At 46.8% G+C, this 13,533-nt stretch carries 12 protein-coding genes; 6 read left to right on the plus strand and 6 right to left on the minus strand.

Annotated features, from left to right (window positions below; genetic code table 11):
* Nucleotides 1-134 precede the first annotated feature (134 nt).
* Together IEW88_RS08705 and IEW88_RS08710 are read right to left on the minus strand one after the other, a co-directional pair.
* The gene (locus IEW88_RS08705; protein WP_053426083.1) at nt 135-803 is read right to left on the minus strand and encodes a ChrR family anti-sigma-E factor; all 669 of its coding nucleotides are present in this window, start codon (nt 801-803) and stop codon (nt 135-137) included.
* A complete protein-coding gene (locus IEW88_RS08710; protein ID WP_147903700.1) occupies nt 787-1,368 on the minus strand; it encodes a sigma-70 family RNA polymerase sigma factor in 582 nt (193 codons plus the stop codon). The genes IEW88_RS08705 and IEW88_RS08710 overlap by 17 nt, the downstream gene beginning before the upstream one ends.
* Before the next feature lie 232 nt (nt 1,369-1,600).
* Here IEW88_RS08710 and IEW88_RS08715 point away from each other — a divergent pair, with 232 nt between their 5' ends.
* From IEW88_RS08715 to IEW88_RS08725, 3 genes are all read left to right on the plus strand, one after another.
* On the plus strand, nt 1,601-2,206 hold the full coding sequence (locus IEW88_RS08715) for an FMN-dependent NADH-azoreductase (protein ID WP_147903699.1): 606 nt from the start codon (nt 1,601-1,603) through the stop codon (nt 2,204-2,206).
* Nucleotides 2,207-2,388: 182 nt separating this feature from the next.
* Entirely contained in the window at nt 2,389-4,545 is a 2,157-nt protein-coding gene (locus tag IEW88_RS08720) for a hypothetical protein (protein ID WP_229670407.1), read from the plus strand.
* Nucleotides 4,546-4,716: 171 nt separating this feature from the next.
* Entirely contained in the window at nt 4,717-7,170 is a 2,454-nt protein-coding gene (locus IEW88_RS08725) for a S9 family peptidase (RefSeq protein ID WP_147903697.1), read from the plus strand.
* A gap of 45 nt (nt 7,171-7,215) precedes the next feature.
* Here IEW88_RS08725 and IEW88_RS08730 read toward each other — a convergent pair whose 3' ends face one another.
* Nucleotides 7,216-7,875 (minus strand): RluA family pseudouridine synthase, encoded by a 660-nt coding sequence (locus tag IEW88_RS08730; RefSeq protein WP_147903696.1) that lies wholly within the window; start codon nt 7,873-7,875, stop codon nt 7,216-7,218.
* Between the two features lie 104 nt (nt 7,876-7,979).
* On the opposite strand from IEW88_RS08730, the gene IEW88_RS08735 reads away from it, so the two are divergent.
* Nucleotides 7,980-8,666, plus strand: a complete 687-nt coding sequence (locus tag IEW88_RS08735) for an RluA family pseudouridine synthase (RefSeq protein ID WP_147903695.1) — start codon at nt 7,980-7,982, stop codon at nt 8,664-8,666.
* Here the strand turns inward: IEW88_RS08735 and rrtA are convergent.
* Entirely contained in the window at nt 8,629-9,228 is a 600-nt protein-coding gene (gene rrtA, locus IEW88_RS08740) for a rhombosortase (RefSeq protein WP_229670409.1), read from the minus strand. The two genes, IEW88_RS08735 and rrtA, sit on opposite strands and share 38 nt — an antisense overlap.
* Before the next feature lie 148 nt (nt 9,229-9,376).
* On the opposite strand from rrtA, the gene ggt reads away from it, so the two are divergent.
* Together ggt and IEW88_RS08750 are read left to right on the plus strand one after the other, a co-directional pair.
* Nucleotides 9,377-11,113 (plus strand): gamma-glutamyltransferase, encoded by a 1,737-nt coding sequence (ggt, locus tag IEW88_RS08745; RefSeq protein ID WP_221411385.1) that lies wholly within the window; start codon nt 9,377-9,379, stop codon nt 11,111-11,113.
* Between the two features lie 17 nt (nt 11,114-11,130).
* Nucleotides 11,131-11,862 (plus strand): enoyl-CoA hydratase, encoded by a 732-nt coding sequence (locus tag IEW88_RS08750; RefSeq protein ID WP_147903694.1) that lies wholly within the window; start codon nt 11,131-11,133, stop codon nt 11,860-11,862.
* Between the two features lie 133 nt (nt 11,863-11,995).
* Here the strand turns inward: IEW88_RS08750 and IEW88_RS08755 are convergent, their stop codons facing one another.
* Both IEW88_RS08755 and cysK read right to left on the minus strand, forming a co-directional pair.
* Nucleotides 11,996-12,439 carry a hypothetical protein gene (locus tag IEW88_RS08755; protein ID WP_147903693.1) on the minus strand — a complete coding sequence of 148 codons (444 nt, stop codon included), beginning with the start codon at nt 12,437-12,439 and terminating at the stop codon, nt 11,996-11,998.
* A gap of 105 nt (nt 12,440-12,544) precedes the next feature.
* Nucleotides 12,545-13,516 (minus strand): cysteine synthase A, encoded by a 972-nt coding sequence (gene cysK / locus IEW88_RS08760; protein WP_147903692.1) that lies wholly within the window; start codon nt 13,514-13,516, stop codon nt 12,545-12,547.
* Nucleotides 13,517-13,533 lie beyond the last annotated feature (17 nt).

Here is a 13,533-nt window from a genome sequence, read left to right on the forward strand (position 1 = left end):
CAGCTTTGTTGACTTCGAGCTTTCGCCCCAGTCGCATAGGTAAACTATGCTCCTGGGGTCTCAATCCCTTGTCGCCTCGCTGCAACTCCAACTACTTTAGGTGAGCCCCTTTGTCGTTGGAAGCCGCAATTTATTTAATAAAACAGATGCTGCAATGGGTTTAATAGGCGGGTTAAGCCTTTTTTAAACTTCAGTGGCGCAGTTAACACTGACAAACACAAACAATCTTCGCTCATGGTACGTGGAGTATGTGTATGGTCCGGTGTATTTATCAATAAGTCACCTTCGCCATAACAACCCGACTCGTCATAGATTTTACCTTTCAGTACTAAGGTAATTTCCAAACCAAGGTGTGTATGCTGTGGTACTTCGCTGTCTTTGCGAATATACAACAAGGACACATTGTGCTGGTCTTCGCCTGCGAGTTTTGCTGTACTGATCCCACCCAAATTAAGCCACTTTAACTTATTGTGCAACAAAGGTTTTAGCGACGCCGGTACTAATATTTCACTGTTTTGAATTTGCAGTGCAAAGGGCTGCCGCTGTTGCATCTGGGCCACAACTTCTGGTTGCGCCGTGATAAAGTCCAGCATCTGCTGCCACTCTGTTTCTGCAGCTTGTTCTTCAGGTAAGCTGGCAAGTGCGGTTCCAGCCTCAGCTTCCAAATCCATTTTTATGCGCTGGCAATGCGGACATAAATCCAGGTGCGCAGCTATCGCCAGGCTCAATTCCGGAGCCAGACTGGCTTCGATGTATTGTTCCAGCAATTCCAGAGCCGGGTGATGTTTAACTGCGTGGATCATCAATAGCCTCTCTTAATCTGTCTAACGCAAGGCGAATACGTGACTTGACTGTTCCCAAAGGTATAGCCAGCTCTTCCGATACTTCCTGGTGCGATTTCTCTTCTAAATACACTTTTTCCATCACGTCACGTTGTGCCGGAGGCAGCTTTGCAAAGTGGGGAGCTACTTTTTCAGCCAGCAACCATAAATCCCATTCGTTGCTATCTGTGCCTTCCTGTTCTGGGTAGTCACCGTCAAAAAACAAATCGTCCGCACTCAATTCGTCTTTGCGGCTTTGTTTTTTACGTAACATATCAAAACGTACATTACGGGCTATGGTAAAAATCCAGGTGGAGGCACAGCCGCGACTTGCGTCAAATAACCGGGCTTTTTGCCATACGTTCAGCATGGTATCCTGCACCATCTCCATCGCTTGTTGTTCGTTGCCGAACATTTTCAAACCAAAGGCTTTTAGCCGTGGTGCAAAGTAGCTGAATAATTGCGAGTAGGCTTGTTTATCGCGGTCTACTGCAATAAAAGTTAAAGCTTGTTCCCACTGCGCATTGTCTTGTGGTTGAACTGACATAGATCCTTGAATACTGGGCCTCTGATAAGTACTACCATCATGCCTTTGAACTGATGTTGGATCCAACATTATTCCAATCCTGTCTGTATCGTTTAGTAGATGCAAACTTTTACGCTGAAGATTTAGTTTTAGATTGGTTTAAAAAATAGAAAGATTTGTCTGATTTATTCTGATTTTTTATCTAAAAAATTAAAGTTATTCTGCTGTTATTCACCAGACAGGAGTAACTACCATGGCACATGTATTAGTAATTAACAGTTCTATCAGCGGCGACAAAGGCCAATCAACACAATTAAGCCAACAGTTTTTAGCATCTTTACCTGCAGGTTTCAGCACAGAAACACTGGATTTGGTACAAGACAGCTATCCTCATTTAACTATGGCAGAAATGGGGGCTTGGATGACACCTGAGTCTGATCGTTCTGATGAGCAAAAAGCTTTAGCAGCCTTGTCGGATAACGCCATAGCTCAAATTCAAAAGGCTGATGCCATTGTGATCGGCGTACCTATGTACAACTTCGGTGTGCCAAGCCAGTTAAAAGCTTACTTTGACAGACTGGCTCGTGCTGGCATCACCTTTAAATACACCGAAACAGGCCCAATAGGTCTGTTGCAAGACAAACCAGTGTTTATTTTCGCAACTCGTGGTGGTTTTTATCAGGGGACAGCGATGGATTCACAAACGCCCTTTGTCAGCGCTTTCCTGAATTTCATCGGTTTAAAAGATTTAAACTTTATTTATGCTGAAGGCTTAAATATGGGGCCTGAAAGCGCGGAAAAAGCCTTGACTGCAGCAAAAGCTCGTATTGCTGAGTTAGCGCCAGCTGTAGCAGCCTGATAGTTGCATAGTTAACCCATCAAGCCGTTTTCGTTCCCGCAAGCTTTGGCCACTTTACTCAAGGGGCCTTTTTTACATCCACTTTTCTATTGTTTTTTATAGACTTTCTCTACTTAGAGTTTGGTATATGACTCGTCTGTGAATTATGCTAGGTGAAACTTATGCCTCAGGGAGAGCAAACTTTGGCAACACTTCAGTCTCAACATAAATGGCGTTTTTTTCGTTCCGGTGGTTTTGACCAGGTAGCTTTGGATTCTGCAGCAGACTTGCAGCACTTGCATGAACTGGATCCAAAACTCTGGACAGTCCTGAATTGCCCTACCACTGGCCTTGAATTTGATAACCGCACTGCAGCCTTATTAGATACCGATGGTGACGGTCAAATCCGTGTACCTGAAATTCTGGCTGCGGTGCGCTGGTGCTGTGAGCGTTTGCAGGACGCGGACATTATGTTTCAGGCGCCGGGCTTACCACTGGCCGCTATCCATGATCAGGATGCTGAAGGTGCGAACCTCAGAGCAGCGGCACTTCGGGTACTGGAAATTGTGGGTAAAACTGACGCTGATGCGTTGCAGGTTTCGGATTTGGCCGATATGACGCTGCTGTTTTCTCCTCATCATTTTAATGGGGATGGCGTAGTCATGGCTGAATTGACTGCCGATGCTGAATTAGCGCAACTTATTACTGAAATTATTCAAACTCAGGGTGGACAGCCGGATCGCAGTGGCGGTGAAGGTATTCACAGCGATAGTTTAAATGCCTTTTATCAGCAAGTTGAGGCTGTGGTGCAGTGGCATGCGGCAGGAGGCTCTGATGATCCGCAGTTTTGTCCTCTGGGTGATAACATGGCAGCGGCAGTGGCTGCTTTTGACGCTGTGAAAGCCAAAGTAGATGACTTTTTTGTTCGTTGCCAATTGGCCGCTTTTGACCATCGCGCTGCGGATGCTCTCAATCCTGCAGTTGCTGTCTATGACGTTTTAAGTAATAAAGCCATCAGTAGTGCTGATGCAGATGTGGCAGCTTTACCTTTAGCTGCTGTTACAGCAGGGTCGCCTTTGCCTTTGGGAGAAGGCATTAACCCGGCCTGGACCTCTGCTATCACAGAGTTTAAACAAAGGGTGGTTGAACCTTTATTAGCGGCAAAAGGCAAACACAAAGCCGGGCACTTGACTGCAGAGCAGTGGCAGCAGATCTGCGAACAGTTAGAACCATGGTGTGCGTGGCAGGCCGCTAAGCCCGACACCAAAGTGCACCAACTGGAGTTGGATCGTTTGCAGGCTATAGTCTCAGGTGATGGCAAAGAACGGCTTGAAGCTTTGATAGCACAAGATATTGCAGCTTCTACTTTCGCAGATAATGTGGATGCAGTAGAACGTCTGGTGCGTTATCAGCGAGATTTAGTCACTTTGCTGCGTAATTTCGTCTCTTTAAGCGACTTTTATCAGAGTAAACACAAAGCTATTTTTCAGATCGGTACTTTGTATCTGGATCAACGCAGTTGTGAGCTGGTACTCAAAGTCTCAGATATGGCACGTCATGCGACTATGGCGCCTTTTAGTGGTTGTTATCTGGTGTATTGCACCTGTGAGAGACAAGGTGAAGCGCCTTTACACATAGTAGCGGCACTGACTGGAGGGGATGTTGATGAGTTGATGGTGCCCGGTCGCAATGGTGTATTTTATGACAGACAAGGCCGTGATTGGCGAGCTATGGTCACTAAAGTGGTGGTTCAGCCTGTCAGTATTGGTCAAGCCTTCTGGTCACCTTATAAACGAGTAGCGGCTTTTATTGAAGCTCAGCTGCAAAAGTTCGCCGCGTCGCGTGATAAAGATATTGAAGCTAAAACTACCACTGGAGTGACTACTGTTGCTGCCGCACCCACACCAGCAGCGCCTGCGGCGCCAGCTGCTGTAGCTGGTTTTGATATTGCCAAATTTGCCGGTATCTTTGCGGCTATGGGGTTGGCCGTTGGTGCTATTGGTACAGCCCTTGCGGCGGTCATGTCGGGATTGTTCTCCTTGTTATGGTGGCAAATTCCATTGGTGATATTGGGGGTATTGTTACTGATTTCAGGGCCTTCCATGTTGATGGCGTTTTTAACTTTACGCCGGCGTAATCTGGGACCGCTGTTGGATGCCAATGGCTGGGCTGTGAATACCAGAGCAAAAATTAATGTACCTTTTGGCGCCGCTTTAACTGGCTTAGCCCGTTTACCAGCTGGGGCGAAACGTAGTTTAACCGACCCTTTTGCGGAGAAAAAACGCCCCTGGGGCAGTCTGTTGATCCTGCTGCTGGTGTTGATTGGCGCCGGGCTTTTCTGGTGGTTCAGGATGAACTAGATACGCTTAGTTGATAAGCCTGTGAAATGTTTCACAGGCTTCATCCCTCATTCTTTAACACCGCTCATCGCCTGCCAGCCACCATTAAACCTAACAGCCGCCGACTGCTCTTGGTCTTTGATACGTTTCTTTGTATAAAGAGCTGACAACCACCACTAAAAAAGAACATCAATGAAAACAAAACCATGGTTAATAGCGGCTTTTGTCGCAGCAAGTGTCATAGGTTCTGCTGTGGCAGCGGAACCTCAAACTTATCAACTCAGTCCTGTTAGCGTCAAAGCCCCGGAAAATCCGGCTCATGCGCCTTTGACTCTGGAACAGATCATGGCAGATCCGGACTGGTTGGGTCGTCCTGCTGAAGGTGCTTTTTGGGCCGATAACAACAGTCAGTTGTATTTTCAGCAAAAACGCCAGGGCTCTGAAATCCGTGACTGGTACAGCGTAAAGGCAGAGCAGGGTGCTGTCACTACCACTGTACCTATGGCCGACTGGCATTTAATGGGGTCAGCACGGACTGTTTATAGTCAGGATGGTAAGTCGCTGGCTTACTTGTTTGAAGGGAATGTATTTGTAAAGCATCAGGGCAAGTTAACCCAGGTGACGCGCAGTTCGACCCGTTATGATGAAGTACAGTTTTTAGCTGATGGTCGACTGGTCTTCCGTTCAGGCTGGACTTATCAGGTGCTTGATTTGAATACAGGCGCATTGACTGAACTTGTTAGTTTAAAAAATGCTGAGAAGCCAGCTGCCCCCAAAGTGCCAGACACTTATATGGCTCAGGAGCAACACAAGCTGATAGAGTTTATTGCGCTGACCCATAAAAACAAAACAGAGAAATTTGAACAGCAGCAATTACTAACTAGCCAAAATCAGGCTCTGGCACAACCTGCGGTGTATTTGGATAAAACCAAGCGTATAGCTTCAGCCAGTTTGTCACCTAAAGGCGATATGCTTTTGGTTGCGCTCGCGGACAAAGCTGAATGGCGTGATAAAACCGACATTATGCCAAACTACATTACGGCCTCAGGCCAGATCGCAGCAGAGGAGGTGCGTCGTCGTGTGGCGGATCAGAAACCTCAATCTCATCAGCTGTTTTTAGTGGATGTCAAAACTCAACAAGCCACAGAACTGAAGTTTGATACCTTGCCTGGCTTTGATGAAGATGTATTAGCGGCGGTAAAAGCTGAAAATGCCAAAGCACAAGGCAAAACCTATCAGTCGAAGAAGGCGCCTCGTGCTATTGAGCTGATTAATGATTGGAGCTGGAACCAGTCCGCTATTCAGTGGCATAACTCAGGTTCACAGGTTGCCGTAATGCTCAAAGCCTGGGACAACAAAGACCGCTGGCTGGCGACTGTCGATTTTGCCAGGAAGAGACTGGTGAGTCAGCACCGTTTGCATGACGAGGCCTGGATCAACTACAGCTTTAACGACTTTGGCTGGTTAAGCCAGAAAGAGACCTTGTATTACCTGTCCGAAGAGTCAGGTTATGCGCATTTGTATGTCAAAGCTTTAAATGGCGATGCGAAAAAACTGACGGCCGGTACTTTTGAAGTCAGCAACCCGCATCTATCGAAAAACGATCAGTACCTGTATTTCAAAGGTAACGTCAGCCATCCTGGTATTTATGAAATTTATCGTGTGGCGTTAAATAACGGTCAACTGGAACAGATGACGGCTTTAAAAGGCTCGGCCGATTACCAGTTATCGCCGGATGAAAACAAGCTGCTGCTGACCTGGTCTAACTCTGTAACACCACCAGAGTTGTACCTGATGGACAACAAACCTAAAGCGAAAGTGACTCGGTTAACCTATACCGTATCTAAAGAACTGACCGCACTAAATCTGGCGGCACCACAAGTTGTTGCAGTTCCGTCCAGTCATGGTAAACAACCGGTATTTGCCAAACTCTACTTGCCTAAAGATTATCAGCAAGGCGAAAAACGCCGTGCCGTGATTTTTAACCACGGTGCAGGGTATCTGCAAAACAGTGATTTGGGGTGGTCTGGTTATTTCCGTGAATATTTGTTCCATAACCTGCTGATCCAAAAAGGGTATGTGGTTCTGGATATGGATTACCGTGCCTCAAAAGGCTATGGCCGTGACTGGCGTACCGCTATTTACCGTCAAATGGGGACGCCTGAGACTCAGGATTTAGTGGATGGTGTGAAATACCTGGTGGCCAATGCTCATGTAGATGAAAAACGTATTGGTACTTATGGTGGGTCTTATGGCGGCTTTATGACCTTTATGGCGCTGTTTACCCAACCGGATCTGTTTAAAGCCGGTGCAGCACTTCGTCCTGTCAGCGATTGGGCTTATTACAACCATGGTTACACCTCAAATATTCTGAACACACCAGATGTTGACCCTATAGCGTATCGTCGTAGCTCGCCTATTTACTTTACTGAAGGTTTAAAAGGCAAACTGTTGATCAATGCGCCTATGGTTGATGACAACGTGTTTTTTCAGGATGTAGTGCGGGTGGTACAGCGTTTAATTGAGCATGAAAATGCTAATTTTGAGACAGCAATTTATCCGGTCGAGCCACATGGTTTCCGTCAGCCAAGCAGCTGGCTGGATGAGTACAAACGCATCTTCCGTTTATTTGAACAAGAGCTGTAACAGAGCAATACCAATGAAAATGGGGTCAGTTGACCCCATTTTTACTTAATCAAAATCTGGTTCAAGTTCAAAGCGTAATAATTGCGATGAATAAGGCTGATACACTTCTAAACACAAGGCTTGCAATAATAAACGCGGCGCAGCGGCATATGCTTCGTCATGCGCATAAAAAGCATCGCCTAAAATCGGATGCCCCAGGCTTTGCATATGCACCCGCAACTGATGCGAACGTCCAGTCACAGGTCTGAGTTCCACTAAACTGCTTTGACCGTCAAAACTTAACCGCTGAAAATAGGTAAGCGCAGCTTTACCGGTTTTCTGACAGATTTTTTGTAGCGGCGGCTGAGTTGGATCCGCAAGCAATGGTGCGTTGACCATACCTTGTTCAGCTATCTGACCCCAGACCCGGGCGCGATAGATTTTTTTCACAGAGCGCGAGGCAAACTGCTGTTTTAACGCAGCTTCAGCTTTACGACGAAGGGCGAAGACCACTAAACCTGAGGTACTCATATCAAGGCGATGCACCAGTTGGGCTAATGGAAACTGCTGCTGCACCCTGCTTAACAGGCAATCCTGCATCTCTGCGCTGCGGCCAGGATTGGTTAATAAACCACTGGGCTTGTTTACAACCAAGATGTCTTTATCCAGATACAAAATATCCAGCACGGGATTAGTTGGTGGGTTATACACAAAAGGCCGTTGCATCCACTTACTCTTATTCATACAGATGGTTAGTACAGATTAGCTACTGCAGTTATAGCCCCAATTCTGGCATACTAGCCTTCACTTTGTATCTAGTTATTTGGTCGATGAAAACTGCTATTGATGATTTGGCGATTTTACCCGCCACAAAAGAGGCCTGGACTTTGCTGTATCAGGACGAATTCCTGTTGGTAGTGAATAAACCTGCGCATTTGCTCACTGTGCCAGGTCGCCACCCACAAAATCAGGATTGCCTGATAAGCCGTGTCCAGCAGGAGTTTCCAAATGCTGCTGTGGTACATCGGCTGGATTATGACACCTCAGGTTTATTAGTATTGCCTCTGACTAAAAAAGCCTTATCGACCATCAGTAAAGAGTTCCAAAGCCGGGGGACAAAAAAGCTCTATCAGGCTGTGGTTTCAGGTGTGCCATATCCTCCCGTTGGTACTGTTGATAAAGCCATAGCTGCAGATCCGGACAACAGGCCTTTGTATAAAATCAGTTCGGATGGTAAAGCCTCGGTGACTCACTATAAGGTGCTGAAAGAATTACCTGAACATCAGGCCTCTTTGGTGCAATTGGAGCCAGTGACAGGGCGATCACACCAATTACGGCTGCATATGCAAAGCATAGGGCACGCAATTTTAGGTGATCCTTTTTATGCAAAGCCCGCGCAGCACCAACAAAGCAGTCGTTTAATGTTGCATGCTGCTGAACTTGAGTTTACTCATCCACAAAGCGGTGAGTTGATGCATTTTAAAGCTGAGGCTGATTTTTTAAAGGCGTTGTGTTAATCAGACGCACAAACAGCAGGCCAAGTAGCAAACCACAGACCACCCCATACAAATGAGCGTCTATCGCTACATTCGCCTCTATCAAAGCGGCCAGTTCTGCATCTGGCCCCTGGTAGTGCTCATAAGCTACTTTGGCAAATACGCCGAATAAAATAAGCCAGCCGGATTGAATTTTATGGTTGATATCAAGCAGCGCTCCCACAGTAATAAAACAGTGTAACCAGCCAGATAAACCGACATAAATTTGAATATCAGGGCTTAGCAGATACAAAAGAACACTAATACCCAGACAACCAAAGATCAGCAGCAAGGTAAAGGATTTGAGGCTGTAGTAAAGCTGATGCAGCATCAGCGTCAACACCAAAGCCGCCAGATTCATTGCTAAATGCCAATGGTTGCTGTGCAGCAAATGGCCAGTCAAAGCGCGCCAGATTTGTTCCGGCTGAGCTCTGTGGTATTCCAGCACAGAGCGCAACTGTTCAGGCAGAAAATGCAGGGCGACCAGTAGCAAAAAAAAAGCCAGCAGGCCGAACTGGAAAGAAGACAATGCGCGAAAATTCATCAGTACCATCATGTGCTTGATCAAACTGCTGCTATGCAAAAGCATTCGTCGCTTCAGGTCAAGGTTTTTAACGTGAAAAACAGCTTCAGTCATTGATCCAACTGGCCCGACTAGGTAAGGTGAAGGTCTGTCGTAGGTAGGAAAAACAATGATAACAATGAAACCCAAATGTTGGGCTCTGGCAGCGACCTTGCTGTTTAGTAGCTCCGCTTTATTTGCCGCTATTACTGATCCTGAAGCCACTACGGCTATAGAACAAAAACAACTGGTCATAGCCAGGCACTATATGGCCTCTGCTGCAAATCCTTTGGCGGTAAAAGCTGGCGAACAGATCCTTGCTAAAGGGGGCAGTGCGGCCGATGCAGCTATAGCCATGCAACTGGTGCTGGGCCTGGTGGAGCCACAAAGTTCAGGTATTGGTGGTGGATTATTTTTACTGCACTGGGATAAACAAAAAAACAGCTTAACTTCTATTGATGGCCGTGAAACTGCACCTGCGGCCGCCGGACCTGATTTATTCATGCAAAACGGCAAGCTGATGAGCTGGCGTGAGGCTTTTGTTGGTGGTAAATCTGTGGGTGTGCCTGGGGTGATCAAGGCATTGGAGCTCGCGCATCAACAGCATGGTGTACTGCCATGGGCCGAACTTTTTACTCCGGCTATTGAAATTGCGGAGCAGGGTTTTACGGTATCGCCCCGATTAGCGGGTTTACTTAAAGCCAATTGGAATCCGGGGCTGGATAAATTTGCCTTAAGTGCCGCCTATTTCAAAACCGAAGGTCAGTGGTTGCCAGCAGGTTTTGTGCGTAAAAACCCCGACTACGCGGCCTTACTGAAAAAAATTGCCAAACAGGGCAGTCAGGCTTTTTATCAGGGCGATAATGCAAAAGCTTTAGTTGAAGCTGTGCAGCAGGCCACGGTGAATGCTGGCAATATCACCCTTGCTGATGTAACGGCGTATCAGCCAAAACAGCGTGAGCCGCTTTGTATTCCCTACCGGGAGTTTAAAATTTGCAGCATGGCACCGCCAAGCTCAGGGGGATTAGCTGTACTGCAAATGATGGGGATGTTGTCACATTACCCTCTGGCGAAACTCAAACCCAATTCGTTAGAAGCTATTCATCTGATCAGTCAGGCCGGTAAATTAGCTTTTGCCGACAGAGAACGTTTTGCGGCTGATCCGGATTTTGTCAAAGTGCCGGTTCAGGGCTTGCTGGCAGCGGATTATCTGAAGCAAAGAGCTGGCTTATTGACTGCTCCTGAAGGCGCTGCAGCTGTCGCTGGTCAGCCGCAAGGCGCCGAACCTTTGGCATCAGGCAACGCCATTGAATTTGCTAACACCAGCCATTTATCTGTAGTGGACAGTAAAGGCAATGCAGTGAGTATGACCACCAGCATTGAAAATGCTTTTGGCTCAGGACTATTTGTGAATGGTTATTTACTGAATAATCAGCTAACCGATTTTTCATTGCAAGCAAAAGTAGATGGTTATTGGGTGGCCAACAGAGTAGAAGCGAAGAAAAGACCTCGCTCTTCAATGGCTCCTATGATGGTGTTTGATAAAGACGGCAGCTTGGTCTACATCACAGGCTCACCGGGTGGCAGCCGCATTATTAACTACGTAGCACAAAATCTGGTAGCTGTGCTTGACTGGGACATGGATGCGCAACAAGCAGCCAACTTACCACGTTTTACTCACAGAAATGATGGCTTAGTGCTGGAGCAAAATACCAACTTAAGCCAGCTGGTGCCGGCATTGTTAGAACTGGGATACCAACCGAAATTAGCCGATTTAAATAGCGGTATTCATGCTGTAGAGATTAAAAAAGACCGTTTGGAAGGTGCTGCCGATCCAAGGCGTGAAGGCATTGCAGCGGGTCAGTAAGCAAAAAGGATCAGGACATGAGTATTAAAGTATCGACAGAGGATGGCGTGTTAAGCCTGACTCTGAACAGGCCGGATAAAAAAAATGCGCTGAACAAGCAGATGTATCAGCAACTGGTGCAGCAATTGCAGCAAGCGGCGCAGGATGATGCGGTCAAGGTCGTTCTGTTGCAAGGCTCTGCAGAGTGTTTTTCCTCGGGCAATGATTTAGCAGATTTTCTACAAAGTGGTGAGCTCAATGACACTCATCCAACAGTGATGTTTTTGTATGAAATGGCGAAGTTTCCAAAACCTGTAGTCGCTGCTGTGGCAGGTTTGGCGATAGGTATTGGTACTACGGTGTTGCTGCATTGTGATTTGGTCTACAGCACTGCTGATTGCCGTTTTCAGTTACCTTTTACCCAGTTGGGTTTATGTCCTGAAGCGGGGTCGAGCCTGTTGTTGCCTCTGCTGATTGGCCACCAGCGTGCCAGCAGTCTGTTATTGCTATCAGAGGCTATAGATGGCAATGAAGCCTGGCGTATAGGTTTGGTAAATCAATTGGTGGCAAAAGAAGAGGTGCTGGAGTTTGCCCTGAATAAGGCGAGGAAGCTGGCAGCCTTACCAACAGATGCGGTGCAAAGCAGTAAAAGACTGATGAAAGCAGGCGGTGCTGTACAACAGACGATAGCGCTGGAGCTGGTGGATTTTAGTCGTTTATTACAAGGACCAGATTGTCAAAAGGTGATCCAGCAGTTTTTTAGAGGGTAACCTGCAGCATAGCCACATTGGTTGAAGCTGCAGGGAGGCGGCAAGTGATTGAGACCCCAGCAGCAGAGTTTAGCTCTGTGACTGGGGCTATAGCCTGAAGTCAACTATGCTGCAGCTTCACGTCAGAAGGTTATCAGACGTCTGTTCGTGAATAAGGATTGGGTTTGACCCCTTCCACCAGCCAGCGGCCATCTTCTTTTACCATTTTAACAATGCGCAGCTCTATTTTTTTATTGCCGTTGCTTTTGCCTTCAAACAACATAGTGATTTCGGCATGGTTACCATATTGCTCACGCAGGTTTTTGCCGGTGCGGTCAATGCTGATCGCCACTTCATCAAAACTCATGTTGTATAAGGTGCGTACCACGCCTCTGGTATTGCCGTACGCATCCAGAATACGGGCGTAAGATTCTGTGCTCAGCGCTTTGGCACGCTCTAAATCTTTAGTAGTGTACAACGAATGAAAAAACTCACCGGCAGCAAATTCGGGTGAGCCTAAATCGGCATTTACTTTGGGACCATCTTCAGAGCAGGCGAACAGCAGCAATGAAAAAAGTAGTGCTAAAATTTTTTGCATTCGTTTTACCCAAATGAAATAAACAACCTACAGTCTGGGGAACTCCGTAGCAAAAGTAAAGAAAAAGGCCACAGAAGTAGCCTTTTTATAGTTCTAAATACTTGATTAAGCTTGTAATTCGCTTTCAGTGAAGAAGTCGGCAAAGAGCGCGCTTGATAAATAACGTTCTGTGGAGCTTGGAATGATCACCACAATGTTTTTACCAGCATTTTCTGGTTTTTCTGCCAGACGTTTGGCTGCAACGACTGCTGCACCTGAAGAAATGCCTGCCAGAATACCTTCTTCTTTCATCAGACGATGCGCCATTGCAATGGCATCGTCATTACTGACAGTTTCTACCGCATCAATGACGGATAAATCCAGGTTGCCCGGAATAAAACCTGCGCCTATACCCTGAATTTTATGTGGACCAGGTTTAATTTCCTGACCAGCCAGCGCCTGAGTAATCACCGGTGAATCCACAGGTTCCACTGCCACGCTAATCAGCGGGTGTTTTTTCTCCTGTTTAATATAACGGCTGACACCGGTAATAGTACCGCCTGTGCCTACACCAGCCACGAAGATATCAACCTTGCCATCTGTGTCGTTCCAGATCTCTGGGCCTGTAGTGTCAAAGTGAATTTGTGGGTTGGCCGGATTTTCGAACTGCTGTAACAACACATATTTATCCGGCTCTGATGCCAGAATTTCTTTGGCTTTTTCAATAGCGCCTTTCATGCCTTTCGCGCCTTCAGTCAGCACTAAATTGGCACCTAAAGCTTTCAGCAGCTTGCGGCGCTCTAAGCTCATGGTCGCAGGCATGGTCAGAGTTAAAGCATAACCACGGCTGGCAGCAACAAAAGCCAGAGCTATACCTGTATTACCAGACGTAGGTTCGATAATTTCTTTACCTGGACCTAACAGACCTTTTTTCTCCGCATCCCAAATTAACGCCGCACCCAAACGACATTTCACAGAAAAACTAGGGTTACGGGACTCGATTTTGGCGAATACATTGGCACCTGAAGTGACACGCTTTAAGCGCACCAGCGGCGTGTTACCAATAGAGAGTGAGTTATCTTCATAGATCTTTGACATAATAAAAAACCTTCAGG

The organism is Rheinheimera tangshanensis (genome assembly GCF_014645135.1).
GTDB classification, from domain to species: Bacteria; Pseudomonadota; Gammaproteobacteria; order Enterobacterales; family Alteromonadaceae; genus Pararheinheimera; species Pararheinheimera tangshanensis.